Below are 16,374 nucleotides of genomic sequence, written 5' to 3'. Positions count from 1 at the left end.
GGTACGCGCGCCGTGTGCCGGGGGACCTTCGCAGGGCCTAGCCTCGCCTCGTGCTCGACACCGACTACGCCACCACGCTCGTGGTGCTCGACCTCGTCGGGATCTTCGTGTTCGCGGTCACCGGGGCGCTCGTCGCGGTGCGCAAGAACCTCGACCTCTTCGCGGCCACGGTGCTGGCCGGCGTGACCGGTCTCGGCGGCGGCTTCATCCGCGACGTCCTCATCGGCGCGACCCCGCCCGCCGCCCTGGCCGACTGGCGCTACCTGCTGGTCCCGGTGACCGCGGGTGTGCTCACGTTCTTCCTCCACCCGGCGATCGGGCGGGTCGAGCGGGTCGTCACGCTGTTCGACGCGTGCGGCCTCGCGCTCTTCTGCGTCACGGGCGCCCTCAAGGCGGTCGACTACGGCCTCGGCCCGCTGCCCGCAGCACTGCTGGGCATGGTGACCGGCATCGGCGGAGGCGTCATCCGCGACGTGCTGGCCGGTCGCGTGCCGATCATCTTCGAGGGCGTCCTCTACGCCACCCCGGCGCTGGCCGGCGCCGCCGTGGCCGTCCTGCTCGACCGCGCCGACCTGCCGTTCGTCATGGTCGTCGTGGCCGGCGCCTCGACGTGCCTGGGTTGGCGGCTGCTCGGTCTCGTCCGTGGCTGGCGTGCTCCGCTGCCCAGGGGGCCGGCGAGCGTGTGACCTGGTCCCCTCGGCGTTGAGTCGCTGAGAGACTCAACGCCAAGGGAGGGCTCGTCGCGACCCCGTCAGCAGGCGCCCTGGTCGGCCCAGACGTACCAGTCCTGCACCTTCGGCGCCTCGCCCTGGGTCCACCACCTGGCCTGCCAGCGGTGCCCGGCGTATGACACGACCGCGCCGCCGTTGTAGGCCGTCGCCGCCGCCCAGGCCGGTACGCTCTCACATCCGGCAGGCGGGTCGGTCGGATCGGTCGTCGGGGGCGTGGTCGGGGGCGTGGTGGGGGGAGTCGTCGGCGGGTTCGTGACCCCACCGCCGCCGGGCAGCGAGCCCAGGTGGCCGCCGACCGTGGTGGCGAACGCGTAGCCGTTGGTGGCGTCCCAGTTGATCGACCAGGTCATCGCGCCGCGGATCGTCGGGTAGGTGTCGGCGGGGGTGTAGCTGCCGCAGCGCTGGCCGGTGGCCAGGCAGTCGAGTGCCTGGTTGACGACGGCGGGGGCGACGTACCCGCTGCCGGCCGCCTGGGACGTCGCGGGCAGGCCGAGCCCGACCTGGTCGGGGCGCAGGTGGCCGTCGAGGAGGATGTCGGCGAGCGCGGTCTGGAAGTCGACGGTGCCGGAGCTGTAGACCTTGCCGTCGCGGCCGATCATGCTGCCGGAGTTGTAGTACTGCGTGTTGACGACCGTGATGAGGTCCGCGACCTGGTCGATCAGCGCGAGGTAGGAGCCACCGGGCTGCACGTAGATCGTCTCCGGCGCCATGGTGAGGGTGTAGCCGGGCTTCGCGGCGTCGATCGCGCGCAGCGCCTCGGTCATGTGCTCGAGGTTCGGCGCGTTCTCGAGGTCGATGTCGACTCCGTCGAACCCGAACTCCTCCATCAGGGCGATGGTCGAGTCCGCGAAGGCCTGGCCGGCCGCGACGTCGTCGAGGTGGACGGTGCCGTTCTGGCCGCCGACCGAGATGATCACCTGCCGGCCCTGTGCGTGCAGGGTCGCGATGTCGGCCTTGAAGGCGGCCTCGTCGTAGCCGCCGAGTGCAGAGCTCACCGCCGGGTCGAGGGCGAAGTCGATCGCGCCGGACCGGGTCGGGACCGCGTCGGCGAACGCGACGGCGACGATGTCGTACTGCTCGGGCACGTCGCTCAGCCGCATCACGCCCGAGCCGTTGTCGAAGTTGTGCCAGTAGCCGGTCAGGACGTGCGCCGGCAGGTCGGCGGCCACGGCGCTGGGCGCAGCGTCGGTGCCGGCCGCCTGGGAGGGCGCGCCGATCGAGGTGAGGACGCCTGCGGCCACGGCGAGCGTGGCGGCTGCGGCGGTGACCGCCGCGCGCAGGGGACGGGTGGGTGCATGGGTACTCATGAGGGCTCCTGTGGGTGCATCCGAGACGGAGTTAGTTCATTGAGGTAACAAAACAATCACCTCGACCGTACTGCGGATCGGCCGCCACGTGAAGGGCCGCCGCCCGTCGTCGCCGCCCGGTCGCGCCTCAGTCGCTGGTCAGTCGCTGGTCAGTCGCCCAGCACCCGCCGGAGGTAGGCGTTGGCGAAGAGCCGGTCGGGGTCGAGCCGGTCGCGCAGCGCCAGGAAGTCGTCGAACCGCTCGTACGCCGGTGCCAGGTCCGCGGCCGTGCGCGTGTGCACCTTGCCCCAGTGGGGACGTCCGCCGGCCTCGCGGAGGATCGGTTCGAGACCTCCGAAGTACGCCGTGTGGTCGGTGTCCTGCGGCACGTGGAAGGCCAGGTAGAAGCTGTCGCGACCGTGGGCGGTCGACATCGCGACGTCGTCGGCGGGAGCGGTGCGAACCTCGATCGGGAACGCGATCCGCCAGTGGCTCGCGTCGATCACCCGGCGGCACTCGCGCAGCACGTCGAGGCCGGCCTCGCGCGGGACCGCGTACTCCATCTCGCGGAACCGGACACGCCGCGGCGTCACGAAGACGCGGTGCGCCAGGTCGCTGTAGCGGCGCTCCGAGAGCGCGCGGCCGGCGACCCGGTTGATCCGGGGGATGAGTCCCGGCGCGCGCGACCCGACGCGGCACAGGCCGCCGAAGACGGTGTTCGAGACGAAGTCGTCCTCCCACCACGCCGCGAGCGCCGACGGCGGCTCCTGCTCGCCGGGGTCGAGGTCGGTGCGTATGTTCTGCTTCACCATCAGCCGGTCGGTGTGGGGGAACCAGTACATGTCGACGTGGTGCGCGGCCGCCACCATCTCGTCGTACGACCCGAGCGCCTCGTCCCACGTCATCGGCTGCTCGTGGGCCTCGACGACGAAGAGCGGCTCGACGTGGAAGGTCAGGCTGGTGAGGATGCCGAGCGCCCCGAGCCCGACGCGGGCGAGCTCGAACACGTCGGGGTTCTCGGTTGCCGAGGCGCGGACGACCTCGCCGGTCCCGGTGACCAGCTCGAGCCCGGCCAGCTGGGCGGCGAGCCCGGCGGCCGTGCCCCCGGTGCCGTGGGTGCCGGTCGAGGTCGCACCGGCGAGGGTCTGCTCGGCGATGTCGCCCATGTTGTGCAGGCTCAGCCCCAGTCCTTCGAGGGCGAGGTTCAGGTCCTTGAGCGGGGTGCCCGCGCGGGCAGTCACGGTCATCGCCTCGCGGTCGACGGCGAGGATCCCGGAGAGCCCTTCAGGGCGCAGCAGCGTGTGCTCGGGCGCGGCGATCCCGGTGAAGCTGTGCCCGGTCCCGGTCATCTTCACCGTCGTCCCGCGCTCGCGGGTCCGGCGTACGACGTCGAGGACCGCCTCGACCGACGTCGGGGTCTCGACGTGGCGGGGGACCGCCTCCTCGAGGCCGGACCAGTTGCGCCAGAGGTGGCCGTGCACGGGGCTGCTCATGCCCGCACGCTAGAGGATCGCGTGCCGTGTCTACGCTGGCGACATGAACTCCGCGGGTCTCCCCGACGTGTCGCCGTACGACGCCCTCCTGGTCCTCTCCTTCGGAGGCCCCGAGAAGCCCGACGACGTGGTGCCGTTCCTCGAGAACGTCACCCGCGGGAGGGGGATCCCGCGCGAGCGGCTGGCGCAGGTGGGGGAGCACTACTTCCTCTTCGGCGGCAAGAGCCCGATCAACGACCAGAACCGGGCGCTGATCGCGGCGCTCGAGAAGGACTTCGCCGACCACGGCATCGATCTGCCGGTCTACTTCGGCAACCGCAACTGGGACCCGTACCTCGCCGACACGCTCGCCGAGATGACGGCCGCCGGAGTGAGGCGGGCGGCGGTCTTCACCACCTCGGCGTACTCGTCGTGGTCGTCGTGCCGGCAGTACCGCGAGAACCTCGCCGACGCGGTCGCCGAGGTGCCGGGGGCGCCGGTGCTCGACCGGTTGCGCCAGTACTACAACCACCCGGGCTTCCTCGAGCCGGCGGTCGACGCCGTCCTGGCGTCGCTGGCCGAGCTGCCGGGCGGTGGCGACGCGGCCCGACTGGTCTTCGTGACCCACTCGATCCCGACCGAGATGAACGACACCAGCGGCTCGGAGGACCCGGCCGGCCAGCCGCGTCCGGCGTACGTCACCCAGCACCGCAGCGCGGTCGACGAGGTGGCCCGGCGGGTGCGCGAGGCGACCGGGCGAGCCCACCGCCACGACCTCGTCTACTGCTCCCGCTCGGGCGCGCCGTCGACGCCGTGGCTCGAGCCCGACGTGAACGACCACCTCGAGGAGCTCGCGACCGACGGCGTCGCGCAGGTGGTGATGGTCCCGATCGGGTTCGTCTCGGACCACATGGAGGTCATCTACGACCTCGACACCGAGGCGATGGCGACCGCGTCTCGCCTCGGCATCCAGGCGGTCCGCGCCGCGACGGCCGGGGTCGACGAGAGGTTCGTGGCGATGGTGCGTGAGCTGGTGCTGGAGCGGGCCGCCGCCGAGCGGGGGGAGTCACCCGAACGCCCGGCCGTGGGCTCGATGCCTGCCGGTCCGGACCGGTGCGGAGTGGGCTGCTGCCCGAACCCCAAGGGCGCGCGCCCGGCGCTGTGCGGGGCGGACTCGTGAGCGAGGACTACGCCGCCCTGCGCGACGTCGCGCTCACGGTCGGTCGCGAGGCGGCGACCCTGGCGCGTCGGATGCGGGACGAAGGCGTGGATGTCGCGGACACCAAGTCCAGCGCGACCGACGTCGTGACCCGCGCCGACCGGGCGGTCGAGGAGCTGCTGCGGAGCCGGCTGCTCGAGGTGCGCCCCGACGACGCGATCCTCGGCGAGGAGGGCGACGACCACGAGGGCACCAGTGGTGTCCGGTGGATCGTGGACCCGATCGACGGGACCGTGAACTACCTCTACGGACTGCGTGACTGCTCGGTCTCCGTCGCGGCCGAGCTGGACGGCTCCCTGGTCGCCGGTGCGGTGGTCGGCATCGGCGTCGACGTGGTGTACGCCGCTGCCGTCGGGCACGGCGCGACCCGGGACGGCAAGCCGATCTCGGTGCGGCCGAGCCCGCCGGTCGGGCAGCGACTGGTCCACACCGGGTTCGGCTACCGGCCCGAGGTGCGCGCCCACCAGGCGTCGTGCCTCGCCTCGTTGCTCCCGAAGGTCCGCGACATCCGCCGGATCGGCTCGAGCTCGCTGGACATCTGCCACGTCGCGGACGGCTCCGGGGACGCGTACGTCGAGGAGGGCCCGCTGCCCTGGGACTGGTCCGCGGCGGCGGTCGTCCTGCGTGAGGCGGGGGGCCGGCTCGACGTGTTCCCCGGGACGATGGACCTCGACGAGTGGCCCGGCCGGAGCGTGGTGGTCGCCACTCCCGCGGACGGGTGGGACGACTTCGTCGAGGTGCTCCGGGAGACGGGCTTCCTCGCCCGCTGAAGCCGCCCGAACAGGTGGTCGGAACCACCTCCTCGTCGAGGGAATAGTGAGACGGCACCCACTGTTCATGCGACACGTCGCGGACCGGCTCACCACGGAGCCGGTTCATGGTGCACAATCTGGCGCCGACGACGAGCACAACAGGTCGTGCCCACGCCGTGATCCGGCGGGGGTGGACCACAGCATGGGGAGAGGGATTCGATGGCTACCGACTACGACGCACCGCGCAAGTCCGAGGAGGACCAGAGCGAGGAGAGCATCGAGGAGCTCAAGGCCCGCCGCCACGACAAGAACTCGGGCAAGGTAGACGAGGACGAGACCGAGGCGGCCGAGTCGTTCGAGCTTCCCGGTGCCGACCTCTCGCACGAAGAGCTTGCGGTGGAGGTCATGCCGCGGCAGGACGACGAGTTCACGTGCATGAGCTGCTTCCTGGTGCACCACCGGTCGCAGCTGGCCGATGAGAAGAAGCTCATCTGCCGCGACTGCATCTGAGCCTGCACCACCTCGAACGCGACAGCGCTCGTCCTCCTCGAGGGCGGGCGCTGTGACGTGTCGGCACCTCTAGGCCGCGCGCTCGGGGTGCCTGCGTGCCTCGCGGACCTCGTCGAGGTGCTCCGCCTCGGCCACGAGCTGGTGGAGGGCCGGGTGATCGTCCGGGACGCCCCGGACGAGCCGTTCGACCCACTTGGCGCGGCGACCGGTGCGGTAGTGGATGGCGGGGTCGCGCCGCTCCCGTGAACGGTCCCTGCTCGAGAAGTACTCGACACTCGTCATCGATCTCAGCTCGCGCGGTATCCACCAGCCGGTGACCCGGAGGTCGGTGTGCGCCGGGAACCTGCTGCCGCCGTGCTTCCTCGCCCCGTCCGCCCGCATCGGCGTGACCTCCTCCCCGCTCTCCTCGTCGTGCAGCGTGGCCCGGACCTTCGCCATCCCCAGCAGCCTCTCGACCGCGCTGGCACGTGGGCTGGTGCGCCCGGTCTCCCACCTCGCGACCACGGACTGTGAGACGCCGAGGAGCGCAGCCAGCCCCCGCTGGGACACGTCGAGGATCCGTCTGATCCGACGGACCAACCCGGGCATGCCACCGCCGAACGGGCCCATGAACCAGCACTCCCGCTCGGCCTCGGTCCAGTTGGCCATCGAGCCCCACGTCGCCGGGTCGGGACTTGGACCCGGTCCGAGGCCCCCGGCGCTCGTGCCGCCGTCACCGGCACCCGCCATCTCGTCGTCGTCGCCCATCTGTCTGCTCCTGCCCCGTCGTGGTCGTCGTACGACCCATGACAAGGCAGCCCACCGACGACCGTCGGCCGCCCTCCACAGCCAGGCTCGCGAACGCCTCACAGAAGGACCTGTGGATGATTGATGGCCAACGATCCGGCGCTATCGGGCGGCCGGCCGACCCTTCCGGCACCCGCCCCGCTGCGCGCTTGCCGATGAGTCGGTCAGAGACTCATCGGCAAGTGGCGGGCGGCGTGTGCGGGGGCGACGGCGAACTTCGGCCTTGAGTCGCTCAGAGACTCATCGGCAAGCGGACGAGAACCAGCCGTGCGGGGACCGGGTCCCCGGACAGAGCGGTGGGCGTGGAGCCGCAGGGCGCTCAGGTGTGAGCGGGCGCCCTCGAGGCGTCCTGGCCGTCCTTCTTCAGCTGGCCGGGGAGGTGGCCGGTGGAGCGGGCGTAGTAGTGCGCGGCGCGGCGGGTGGCCAGCATCCGGGCGACGCCGATCAGGGTGCCGCTGAGGGTCGCCCACATGACGGCCTCGCCGATGCTGACGTCGGGGTCGGCGGGGTTGGCCGGCGGGTTCTTGCCCGTCGCGGCACGCCACGAGGTGTTCAGGGCCTTCTTGACCACGGTTGCTGCGCCGAGGGCGGCGACCAGCGACAACACCGAGTACATCTTGCTGTTCGACTCCGCGGAGCTCTTCTTGGCCATGTAGCCACCCTACCCAGCGCGTCAGCGCGTCCGCGCCGCCTCTAGGGCTGAGACGACGAGGTCGGGGCGGCGGCAGCTGACCAGCCAGTACGGCGCCGGGTCGGCCGGGTCGGTGATCTCGACCTTCACGCCGCGCTTGAGGTAGGGGCGCAGCAGGAGGTACGCCCGGGCGTCGGCGTCCACGCCGGCCTGCCGACGTACACCCTCCGCGTCGAGGGCCGTCACGGAACCGACGTGCTCGAGCGCGATGTGCGCCCGTCCCGCGTGGAAGGTGGAGCGGTCGACGGACACCCGGACGCCGCCGTACCTCACGAACAGCACGACCATCACCGCGAACGCCAGCGCGGTCACGAGCCAGGCGATGACCTCGTTGTCGGGCGTCGCGACGAGGACGGCCAGCCAGACGGACGCCACCATCATCGATCCCTGCACCCACCAGCGCAGCGGAACGGAGAGGCGTTCGGCGTAGTCCACGGCGCAGAGCCTATAGATTCAGTCCTCGTGCCCGACCACGACCTCGACATCGCCGTCGTCCGCCTCGACCCCGACCTCCCCTTGCCGTCGTACGCCCACCCGGGCGACGCGGGCGCCGACCTGCACACGACGGTCGACCTCACCCTCGCGCCCGGCGAGCGGGCACTCGTGCCGACGGGCCTCTCGATCGCGCTGCCGGACGGGTACGTCGCCCTCGTGCACCCGCGATCGGGCCTCGCCGCCCGTCACGGCCTGTCCATCGTCAACACCCCGGGCACGGTCGACGCCGGCTACCGCGGCGAGATCAAGGTGATGCTCATCAACCACGACCCGGCGGAGGCCGTCGACCTCAAGCGGGGCGACCGGATCGCCCAGCTCGTCGTCCAGCGCTTCGAGCGTGCCCGGTTCGTCGAGGTGGGGGTGCTGCCGGAGTCCGTTCGCGGTGCCGGGGGCTACGGTTCTACGGGTACCGGTTCGCGCCCATGACCCGGTTCGCTGACAAGGAGATGCTCACGTGAAGTTCCGCCGCAAGGCAGACGCCAGCCCGACCGACGAGGCAGCCGCCACGAGCGTCGAGCCCGCCGACCCCGCCACGGGACCCTTCGACTTCTCCCAGGTCGAGGACGACGGCATCGACCGGGCCGACCTCGGCTCCGTGCTCGTCCCCGCGATCGCCGACCGCGAGCTGCGCCTCCAGGTCGACGAGCAGAGCGGGCAGGTCCGCTCGGTGATGCTCGCCGGCTCCGACGGGGCCCTCGAGTTCCAGGCGTTCGCCGCCCCGCGCAACGGCGACCTCTGGTCGGACGTGCGCCCGCAGATCGCCGAGGACATGGTCCGCCGAGGCGGCCAGGCCACCGAGCGCGAGGGCCGATGGGGCACCGAGCTGGTCTGCCAGATGCCGGTCAAGCGACCCGACGGCACCGAGGCGGTGCAGCCGTCCCGGATCCTCGGCATCAACGGTGACCGCTGGATGCTGCGCGCCTCGTTCCTCGGCCGCCCGGCACTCGAGCCGGAGCAGACGACCGAGTGGGAGGACGCGCTCGCGCAGGTCGTCGTACGCCGTGGCGAAGGCGCGATGCCGGTCGGCGAGCCCCTGCCCGTGCGCCTGCCGGACGACGCCCGCCGGGTGAGGTGACCCCCGTGGCCGAGAAGAGCCGCCTGCGCCAGGCACTGTCCAAGTGGGCCGACAGCTCCGACCAGAACCAGCGCGACCTGCGTGAGTCCCACCGGTTCATCGAGGGGGAGACGCTGGCGATCGCCGACGCCCCCGAGCGCGAGCTGGTCACGGTCAGCGGAGTCCTGCGCACCGTCACGCTCCGCCCGCGTGGTGGGGTCCCGGCCCTCGAGGCCGAGCTCGACGACGGTTCCGGCAAGATCACCGTCGTGTGGCTCGGCCGCCGGCGCATCACCGGCGTCGACCCCGGCCGCAACGTCACGGTCACCGGCTGCATCGGACGGCAGGGCGACGTACCCCTGATGTTCAACCCGCGCTACGAGCTGCGCCCGTGACCGACGAGGCGGCGCAGGCCGACGCGACGGGGCAGCAGACCGGGCAGCAGACCGGGCAGCAGGCCGTGACCAGCACCGAGTCGGTCGAGGCGGCCGTGCGCCAGCAGCTCTCCAAGGCGCTCGGCGGGCGGCGCGGCATGGCCGAGGCGGCCGTGCCGACGATCCTCTTCACCGCGACCTGGCTGTCGATGCGCGACCTGCAGCTCGCGCTCTACGTCAGCATCGGCGCCGCCCTGGTCCTCCTCGCGATCCGGCTCGTCCAGCGCTCGACCGTCCAGTTCGTCCTCAATGCGCTCTTCGGCATCGGGATCGGCTGGTACTTCGTGCACCGGTCCGCTGCGTCCGGGGGATCGGAGCAGGAGCAGGCGCTCGCCTACTTCCTGCCCGGCCTGCTCTACAACGGCGGGTACGCCGTCGTGCTGGCGTTCACGTGCCTCATCGGCTGGCCGCTGGTGGGCTTCATGGTCGGCAGCATCACCGGCGACCCGACGGCCTGGCACTCCGACAAGCAGGTCGTGAGGCTCTGCAGCCGCCTCACCTGGCTGCTCGTGGCGCCCTGCATCCTCCGCGTCGCGATCCAGGCGCCGATCTGGATCGCCGGCGGGAACGGCGGGATGGACCCCGACACGGCCGTGGCCGCGCTCGGCGTGCTCAAGATCGTGCTCGGCTGGCCGCTCCAGCTCGCGGCACTGGGCGCGATGGTGTGGCTGCTGTCGCGCAACCGGACGCCGGTCGAACCGGACGCCGCCCCGGCCTGACTCAGCCCGGGTGGTGCCCGGGCGAGAGCAGGTGCTCGAGGGCGGACTCGACCTCGGCCGGCACCACGAAGAGCAGCTCGTCACCCGACTCGAGCGGCTGCTCGGCCTCGGGCGTGTAGACCTGCCCGTCGCGCAGGATCGTGACCAGGGCGCAGTTCTCCGGGAACGGCACCAGCCCGGCCGGCGTACCGACGTAGGGGGAGTCGGGCGACAGCGTGATCTCGACCAGGTTGGCGTTGCCCTGGCGGAAGGTGAACAGCCGGACGAGGTCGCCGATGGAGACGGCCTCCTCGACCAGTGCCGACATGATGCGCGGGGTCGAGACGTTGACGTCGACGCCCCAGGCCTCGGTGAAGAGCCACTCGTTGTTCGGGTGGTTGACCCGGCCGACGGTTCGGGGCACCCCGAACTCGGTCTTCGCGAGCAGCGACGTCACCAGGTTGGCCTTGTCGTCACCGGTCGCGGCGATCACCACGTCGCACTTCCCGAGCTGGGCCTCGGCGAGCGAGGAGAGCTCGCACGAGTCCGCGAGCAGCCACTCGGCGTTCGGGACGCGCTCGGGACGGATCGACGACGGGCTCTTGTCGATGAGCAGGACCTGGTGGCCGTTCTCGATCAGCTCGCGGGCGATCGAACGACCCACGGCTCCGGCTCCGGCGATGGCGACGCGCATGTCTGCAGTGCTCCTGGCTCAGTTCGGGGAAGGGTGTTCAGTCGGCTTCGGGGCCGGCCTCGAGCACGGCGTAGGCGTGGGCGGCGTGCTCCTCACGCATCACCAGGTGCAGCATGTCGCCCTCCTGGAGCACGCTCTCGCGGGTCGGCAGCATGCCCTCCCCGAGCCGGTCGATCCACGCGATCCGGCAGCGCGACTGCATCTGGAACTCGACCGTGCGGTTGCCGATCCAGGCCTCCGGGATCGGCACGTGGTCGACCCGGATGGTGCCGGACGGGTCGCGGAAGTCCGGCTCGGCGCCCGCAGGCAGGATGCGCCGCAGGATCTGGTCGGAGGTCCACTTGACCGTCGCGACGGTGGTGATGCCGAGGCGCTGGTAGACCTCGGCGCGACCGGGGTCGTAGATGCGGGCGACGACCTGCTGGAGGCCGAACGTCTCGCGCGCGACGCGCGCCGCGATGATGTTGGAGTTGTCACCGCTCGACACCGCGGCGAAGGCGTCGGCCCGCCGGATCCCGGCCTTCTCCAGCACCTGCTGGTCGAAGCCGTAGCCGGTGATCTTGTCGCCGTTGAACTCTGGTCCCAGGCGACGGAACGAGTCGGGCTCGCTGTCGATGATCGACACGGTGTGGTTGCGGTCCTCGAGGCTGCGGGCAAGCGTCGAACCGACGCGGCCACAACCCATGATCACGACGTGCACTCCAGAACCGTATCCCAGCGTGGAATATGGCGTGGCCGGGTCTAGGCTTCCCGCCTGTGAGTGTCGGCGACGTCTCGAAGAGGATCCTGCTGGGGCGCAAGCTCCGCAGCAGCCAGCTCGGCGAGACCCTTCTGCCCAAGCGGATCGCCCTCCCGGTGTTCGCCAGCGACGCGTTGTCGTCGGTGGCCTACGCGCCGGACGAGATCTTCATCATGCTGGCCGTGGCCGGGGCCTCGAGCTACGTCTGGTCCTGGAAGATCGGCATCGTCGTCGCCCTCGTGATGCTCACGGTCGTGGCGAGCTATCGCCAGACCGTGCACGCCTACCCGTCGGGCGGTGGCGACTACGAGGTCGCCACGGTCAACCTCGGCCGCAACGCCGGCGTCACCGTCGCGAGCGCGCTCCTGGTCGACTACGTCCTCACCGTCGCGGTGTCGATCTCGTCCGCCGCCCAGTACGCCGCCGGCGCGATCAACCCGTTGATCGGGCACGAGGCGACGGTGGCGATCGTCGCGGTGGTCCTGCTCACCGCGGTGAACCTGCGCGGGGTGCGCGAGTCCGGCTCGTTCTTCGCGGTCCCGACGTACCTCTTCATGTTCGCCATCCTCGGGATGTGCGCCTACGGCCTGCTGCGCCTGCTGGCCGGGGACCTGCCGCAGGCCGAGAGCGCCGACCTCGTCATCCAGCCGCAGCCCGGCTGGGAGGAGCCGCTGACCCAGGTCGGGCTGATGTTCCTGCTCGCCCGCGCGTTCTCGTCCGGCTGCGCCGCCCTGACCGGTGTCGAGGCGATCTCCAACGGCGTGCCCGCGTTCCGCAAGCCCAAGAGCCGCAACGCCGCCACGACGCTCCTCCTGCTCGGCCTGATCGCGATCACGATGATGATGAGCGTGATCGTCCTGGCCAAGCAGATGGCGATCCGCTACGTCGACCCGCACGAGCTCGACCGCCTGCGTACGGCGGCGGGCGGGGCCGTGCCGGACAGCTACGAGCAGCACCCGGTGATCGCCCAGATCGCCGCGGGGGTCTTCGACCACTTCTCGCCGGGCTTCTACTTCGTCCTCACGGTGACCGGCATCATCCTCGTGCTGGCCGCCAACACGGCCTTCAACGGCTTCCCGGTGCTCGGCTCGATCCTCGCCCAGGACGGCCTCGCGCCGAGGTCACTCGGCTCGCGCGGCGACCGCCTGGCCTACAGCAACGGCATCGTCTTCCTCGCCGCGATGTCGATCCTGCTGATCTGGATCTTCGACGCCGAGACCACCAAGCTGATCCAGCTCTACATCGTCGGTGTCTTCGTCTCGTTCAACCTGAGCCAGCTCGGCATGATCCGCCACTGGACGCGCCACCTGCGGACCGAGAAGGACCCCGCCGCCCGACGCCGGATGCTGCGCTCGCGCGCGATCAACACCTTCGGCCTCGGCATGACCGCCGTGGTCCTGGTCATCGTGCTGATCACCAAGTTCCTCCACGGCGCCTGGATCACGATCCTGGCGATGGTGTTCTTCTTCGTCCTGATGAAGGCGATCGGTCGCCACTACGCCCGGGTCGAGCTCGAGCTCGCCGCCGACGAGCAGGACAAGGTCATGCCGACCCGCGTCCACGCGATCGTGCTGGCGTCCAAGCTGCACAAGCCGACGCTGCGCGCCCTCGCCTTCGCCCGGGCCACGCGCCCCAACGTCCTCGAGGCGATCTACGTCAGCATCGACGCCAAGGCGACCAACCGGCTGCTGGAGGAGTGGGACGACCGGCACCTCGACATCCCGCTCAAGGTCCTGCACTCGCCCTACCGCGAGGTCGTGCGGCCGATCGTGGAGTACACCCAGGAGATCCGCAACGCGAACCCCCGTGGTGTCGTCGCGGTCTACATCCCGGAGTACGTCGTCGGCCGCTGGTGGGAGCAGCTGCTGCACAACCAGACCGCGCTGCGGCTCAAGGGCCGGCTGCTCTTCACGCCCGGCGTCATGGTCATCTCCGTGCCCTACCAGCTGCGCTCGTCGCAGGCCGCCCAGGAGCGGGAGAAGGCCAACGAGGGCCGGGTCCTGGCCGGCGACCTGCGTCGTGGGCGGGCGTCCTCGCGCGGGACCCGCCGTCCCGGTGACTCGTGAGCCGCACCAACCGCCCGCGCCGGGCCCGGGGGCGCTCCCGCGTCGGTGAGCGCTTCGAGGCCGAGGTCGGTCTGGTCGCGCACGGCGGCCACTGCGTCGTACGACTGCCGGAGCCGGAGGCGCGGGTGGTGTTCGTGCGCCACGCGCTGCCCGGCGAACGGGTCGTCCTCGAGATCACCGAGGGCACCGAGGGTGACCGGTTCTGGCGTGGCGACGCCGTCGAGGTGCTCACGTCCTCGCCCGACCGGGTCGTGCCGCCCTGTCCGCTGTCGGGCCCGGGGCTGTGCGGCGGCTGCGACTTCCAGCACGTCGCCGTGCCCGCGCAGCGCGACCTCAAGACGTCCGTCGTGCGCGAGCAGCTGGTCCGGCTCGGACGCCTCGACGCAGCCTCGCCGCTCGTCGACGGGCTGCACGTCGCGGCCGTGCCGGTGCCCGGCCGCCCCGACGACGGCCTGCGCTGGCGCACCCGCCAGCGCTACGCCGCGCTCCCGGACGGACGTCCCGCGATGCGCGCACACCGGTCCCACACGCTCGTCCCGGTCGACGACTGCCTGATCGCCGCCGACGGCGCCGGCCCCCGCGAGTCGCTGGTCGAGGAGGGCGCCCAGCGCCCGTCACGAGACCCGGTCACCCACGAGGTCACGGCGGCAGGGTCGACGTACCCGTTCACGGTCGCCGGCGACGGCTTCTGGCAGGTGCACCCCGAGGCTCCGCGGGTCCTGGTCGAGACGGTGCTGGACCTGCTCGCACCGGCGCCGGGGGAGCGTGCGCTCGACCTCTACGCCGGCGTCGGGCTCTTCGCCCGCTTCGTCGGTGCGGCCACCGGCGCCCGTGTCGTCGCCGTCGAGGCCGATCGCACGGCCTGTCAGCACGCGCGCGGCAACCTCGCCGCGCTGAAGCCCGCGGTCGTGGAGTGCGGTCCGACCGACCAGGTGCTGCGCGAGGGGTACGACGAGCCGTTCGACCTCGTCGTCCTCGACCCGCCGCGCGAGGGAGCCAAGCGCGCCGTCGTCGAGCAGGTCGTCGACCGCCGCCCCCGCGCGGTGGCGTACGTCGCCTGCGACCCCGCCGCGCTCGGCCGCGACGTGGCGATCTTCGCCGAGCACGGCTACGAGCTCACCGCCATCCGGGCGTTCGACCTGTTCCCGATGACGCACCACGTCGAGTGCGTGGCCCTGCTGACGAAAACCGGCTCTGACCTGCGGTGATGCGATCCGGGCTGTCAGGGTTGACCTCGCAAAACCGGCCTTAAGGCTCACTTTGGGCTCACTTTGAGATCGCGGCTCGGCTTCTGAGGCCTCGATCGCGCCGCCGTGACTGGCCGTCGTGATGGGCTGGGGACGCGCAGAACGGTCCGTAGACGGCTCAGGGCGCGTCTACGGACCGGAGAGCCACTTCGGTCCGCCGAAGGCCTCTCAGAGCCCGGGAGTCGGCCCATCGCTCGTCTCGGGGCCGGGAGCAAGGCGGTCGGTGGCGGCCCGGTAGTCGGGCACGACGAGCCGTCGGTTGATGTAGTGCCGCTCTGTGACCGCCTTGGAAGTGTGGCCCAGCTGGTTCATTGCGGCCTCGGCGTCGTAGACCTCGTCGATCTCGGTTGCCACGGTTCGGCGGAAGGAGTGGGGCGAGACATCCTGGAGCGCGGCAAGGTCGGCGTAGTCATCGAGTAGGCGAATGTGGCGCAGCCGACCCTGGACGATGGTGGGGAAGTGCCAGGTGCCGTTGCGGGTGATGAACACCGCGTCGAGGTCGTTGGGTGTCTGCGCAACCTTGCGCCGGCGTAGCAGCGCCGCAGCCCAGTCCGGGAGCGCGATGGGACGGATCGCGGCGTGGGTCTTGCCGTAGTCGACCCGCTTGCCTTTCGAGGTGATCTGGCCGTTCACCATCAGCCACGGGAACCACCCCTCGTGGTCCCGCCGTTCGGGCGGCGGCGTCAGCTCGATGTCGGACCATCGAAGGGCGAGCAGTTCGCCGATGCGCATGCCGGTGGCGATGAGCATTTCGACGATGTCGGGCAGATCGACGCTCTTCGGACCGTTCCGCTTCTCGGCGCTGGCCCACTCGCGGATTGCGACGCGGACGGCGTCCAGGTCCTTCACGGGAACAGGCTTCTTCTTGTTACGTGGCACAGGGACCGAGGGGACGGCCGTGGCCGGGTTGCCGTTGATGGCCTCGTGGAAGATCGCCATGTTGAACGCGCGCACGAGAACGCTGCGAATGCGTTTGCGCAGGTCGGGAGAGACGCCAGCGCTGTCTAGCGCGGCCTGGATGATCACCGGTCGAACGTGCCGCAGTTGGTAGGCGCCGAGCGGCTGCTCGGTCTTGTCCCTGTCCAGGACCCAGCGGACGTGGGAGCGGTAGTACCCCAGGGTTTCCGCGCTGGGACCGCCTTCGGCCTTCTCCATCTTCTCGAACCAGAGGTCGAGAAGATCCTGAACCGTGTTATCGGGTGCGAGAGCACCATCGCCGAAGGTTCCGGTGTGCTCGACGAAGAACGCCTTGAGGTTGGCCCTCGCCTTGTTCTTGGTCTCGCCGTTCTTGCGGTACTGACGCACGACACCGTCGACATCGCAGCATCGGGCGCGGGCATGCCACGTGCCGCTCTTCAACTTGAAGCAACTGATCTCACCGTAGGTGCCGACCATCAACTTCTGCCTGGCCATCGTCCTCTCCTTCAGCCGTCAAGCGAGCCCGTCAGGGTCGCTTGCACGCAGAGCAGCACCGTTCACCCGATTGGCCCGGTTGCGCGT

18 protein-coding genes are annotated in these 16,374 nt (G+C 71.1%); 10 read left to right on the top strand and 8 right to left on the bottom strand.

Annotation, left to right across the window (positions count from 1 at the left end; translation table 11 throughout):
• Positions 1 to 50: 50 nt before the first annotated feature.
• Positions 51 to 686 carry a trimeric intracellular cation channel family protein gene (locus EUA93_RS17215; protein WP_129401533.1) on the top strand — a complete coding sequence of 212 codons (636 nt, stop codon included), beginning with the start codon at positions 51 to 53 and terminating at the stop codon, positions 684 to 686.
• A 65-nt stretch (positions 687 to 751) separates the two neighbouring features.
• Here EUA93_RS17215 and EUA93_RS17210 read toward each other — a convergent pair whose 3' ends face one another.
• Positions 752 to 2,038 carry a glycosyl hydrolase family 18 protein gene (locus EUA93_RS17210; RefSeq protein WP_129401532.1) on the bottom strand — a complete coding sequence of 429 codons (1,287 nt, stop codon included), beginning with the start codon at positions 2,036 to 2,038 and terminating at the stop codon, positions 752 to 754.
• Between the two features lie 149 nt (positions 2,039 to 2,187).
• Positions 2,188 to 3,510, bottom strand: a complete 1,323-nt coding sequence (locus EUA93_RS17205) for a D-arabinono-1,4-lactone oxidase (protein ID WP_129401531.1) — start codon at positions 3,508 to 3,510, stop codon at positions 2,188 to 2,190.
• A 43-nt stretch (positions 3,511 to 3,553) separates the two neighbouring features.
• Here EUA93_RS17205 and EUA93_RS17200 point away from each other — a divergent pair, with 43 nt between their 5' ends.
• The 3 genes from EUA93_RS17200 to EUA93_RS17190 all read left to right on the top strand — a co-directional run bounded on the left by EUA93_RS17200 (position 3,554) and on the right by EUA93_RS17190 (position 5,970).
• Positions 3,554 to 4,669, top strand: coding sequence for a ferrochelatase (locus EUA93_RS17200; RefSeq protein WP_129401530.1), 1,116 nt, complete (start codon positions 3,554 to 3,556; stop codon positions 4,667 to 4,669).
• Positions 4,666 to 5,478 (top strand): inositol monophosphatase family protein, encoded by an 813-nt coding sequence (locus EUA93_RS17195; RefSeq protein WP_242497478.1) that lies wholly within the window; start codon positions 4,666 to 4,668, stop codon positions 5,476 to 5,478. Before EUA93_RS17200 ends, EUA93_RS17195 begins: the two co-directional genes overlap by 4 nt.
• Before the next feature lie 201 nt (positions 5,479 to 5,679).
• Positions 5,680 to 5,970, top strand: coding sequence for a DUF4193 domain-containing protein (locus EUA93_RS17190; protein WP_056600397.1), 291 nt, complete (start codon positions 5,680 to 5,682; stop codon positions 5,968 to 5,970).
• 69 nt (positions 5,971 to 6,039) lie between these two features.
• Here EUA93_RS17190 and EUA93_RS17185 read toward each other — a convergent pair whose 3' ends face one another.
• The 3 genes from EUA93_RS17185 to EUA93_RS17175 form a co-directional block, all read right to left on the bottom strand.
• The gene (locus EUA93_RS17185) at positions 6,040 to 6,717 is read right to left on the bottom strand and encodes a helix-turn-helix domain-containing protein (protein ID WP_129401529.1); all 678 of its coding nucleotides are present in this window, start codon (positions 6,715 to 6,717) and stop codon (positions 6,040 to 6,042) included.
• A 358-nt stretch (positions 6,718 to 7,075) separates the two neighbouring features.
• Positions 7,076 to 7,408, bottom strand: a complete 333-nt coding sequence (locus EUA93_RS17180; RefSeq protein ID WP_129401528.1) for a DUF4235 domain-containing protein — start codon at positions 7,406 to 7,408, stop codon at positions 7,076 to 7,078.
• Positions 7,409 to 7,429: 21 nt separating this feature from the next.
• On the bottom strand, positions 7,430 to 7,882 hold the full coding sequence (locus EUA93_RS17175) for a DUF3093 domain-containing protein (RefSeq protein ID WP_129401527.1): 453 nt from the start codon (positions 7,880 to 7,882) through the stop codon (positions 7,430 to 7,432).
• A 27-nt stretch (positions 7,883 to 7,909) separates the two neighbouring features.
• On the opposite strand from EUA93_RS17175, the gene dut reads away from it, so the two are divergent.
• Genes dut through EUA93_RS17155 form a run of 4 tightly spaced genes read left to right on the top strand, consistent with a single transcriptional unit; the run spans position 7,910 to position 10,149 of the window.
• Positions 7,910 to 8,368 (top strand): dUTP diphosphatase, encoded by a 459-nt coding sequence (gene dut / locus EUA93_RS17170; RefSeq protein WP_129401526.1) that lies wholly within the window; start codon positions 7,910 to 7,912, stop codon positions 8,366 to 8,368.
• Between the two features lie 28 nt (positions 8,369 to 8,396).
• Positions 8,397 to 9,017 (top strand): DUF3710 domain-containing protein, encoded by a 621-nt coding sequence (locus EUA93_RS17165; RefSeq protein ID WP_129401525.1) that lies wholly within the window; start codon positions 8,397 to 8,399, stop codon positions 9,015 to 9,017.
• A gap of 5 nt (positions 9,018 to 9,022) precedes the next feature.
• The gene (locus tag EUA93_RS17160) at positions 9,023 to 9,391 is read left to right on the top strand and encodes an OB-fold nucleic acid binding domain-containing protein (RefSeq protein WP_129401524.1); all 369 of its coding nucleotides are present in this window, start codon (positions 9,023 to 9,025) and stop codon (positions 9,389 to 9,391) included.
• Positions 9,388 to 10,149 (top strand): DUF3159 domain-containing protein, encoded by a 762-nt coding sequence (locus EUA93_RS17155; RefSeq protein WP_242497477.1) that lies wholly within the window; start codon positions 9,388 to 9,390, stop codon positions 10,147 to 10,149. The genes EUA93_RS17160 and EUA93_RS17155 overlap by 4 nt, the downstream gene beginning before the upstream one ends.
• A 1-nt stretch (position 10,150) precedes the next feature.
• On the opposite strand, the gene EUA93_RS17150 is transcribed toward EUA93_RS17155, so the two are convergent.
• A complete protein-coding gene (locus tag EUA93_RS17150; RefSeq protein WP_129401523.1) occupies positions 10,151 to 10,822 on the bottom strand; it encodes a potassium channel family protein in 672 nt (223 codons plus the stop codon).
• Between the two features lie 37 nt (positions 10,823 to 10,859).
• Positions 10,860 to 11,522 carry a potassium channel family protein gene (locus EUA93_RS17145; protein ID WP_129401522.1) on the bottom strand — a complete coding sequence of 221 codons (663 nt, stop codon included), beginning with the start codon at positions 11,520 to 11,522 and terminating at the stop codon, positions 10,860 to 10,862.
• 56 nt (positions 11,523 to 11,578) lie between these two features.
• On the opposite strand from EUA93_RS17145, the gene EUA93_RS17140 reads away from it, so the two are divergent.
• Positions 11,579 to 13,627: an APC family permease gene (locus tag EUA93_RS17140; RefSeq protein WP_242497476.1), complete on the top strand. Its 2,049-nt coding sequence runs from the start codon at positions 11,579 to 11,581 to the stop codon at positions 13,625 to 13,627.
• Positions 13,624 to 14,835 carry a class I SAM-dependent RNA methyltransferase gene (locus EUA93_RS17135; RefSeq protein ID WP_129401520.1) on the top strand — a complete coding sequence of 404 codons (1,212 nt, stop codon included), beginning with the start codon at positions 13,624 to 13,626 and terminating at the stop codon, positions 14,833 to 14,835. The genes EUA93_RS17140 and EUA93_RS17135 overlap by 4 nt, the downstream gene beginning before the upstream one ends.
• Positions 14,836 to 15,042: 207 nt before the next feature.
• Here EUA93_RS17135 and EUA93_RS17130 read toward each other — a convergent pair whose 3' ends face one another.
• Positions 15,043 to 16,287, bottom strand: a complete 1,245-nt coding sequence (locus EUA93_RS17130) for a tyrosine-type recombinase/integrase (RefSeq protein WP_129401519.1) — start codon at positions 16,285 to 16,287, stop codon at positions 15,043 to 15,045.
• Between the last annotated feature and the right edge of the window lie 87 nt (positions 16,288 to 16,374).

This window comes from Nocardioides oleivorans (assembly GCF_004137255.1).
Classification (GTDB): Bacteria; Actinomycetota; Actinomycetes; order Propionibacteriales; family Nocardioidaceae; genus Nocardioides; species Nocardioides oleivorans.
This window is presented reverse-complemented; position numbering and strand designations above follow the sequence as displayed.

Coding starts and splice junctions, on each gene's coding strand:
- EUA93_RS17210 (WP_129401532.1), bottom strand. CDS start 2,038: ATGAGTACCCATGCACCCACCCGTCCCCTGCGCGCGGCGGTCACCGCC.
- EUA93_RS17205 (WP_129401531.1), bottom strand. CDS start 3,510: ATGAGCAGCCCCGTGCACGGCCACCTCTGGCGCAACTGGTCCGGCCTC.
- EUA93_RS17200 (WP_129401530.1), top strand. CDS start 3,554: ATGAACTCCGCGGGTCTCCCCGACGTGTCGCCGTACGACGCCCTCCTG.
- EUA93_RS17190 (WP_056600397.1), top strand. CDS start 5,680: ATGGCTACCGACTACGACGCACCGCGCAAGTCCGAGGAGGACCAGAGC.
- EUA93_RS17185 (WP_129401529.1), bottom strand. CDS start 6,717: ATGGGCGACGACGACGAGATGGCGGGTGCCGGTGACGGCGGCACGAGC.
- EUA93_RS17180 (WP_129401528.1), bottom strand. CDS start 7,408: ATGGCCAAGAAGAGCTCCGCGGAGTCGAACAGCAAGATGTACTCGGTG.
- EUA93_RS17150 (WP_129401523.1), bottom strand. CDS start 10,822: ATGCGCGTCGCCATCGCCGGAGCCGGAGCCGTGGGTCGTTCGATCGCC.
- EUA93_RS17130 (WP_129401519.1), bottom strand. CDS start 16,287: ATGGCCAGGCAGAAGTTGATGGTCGGCACCTACGGTGAGATCAGTTGC.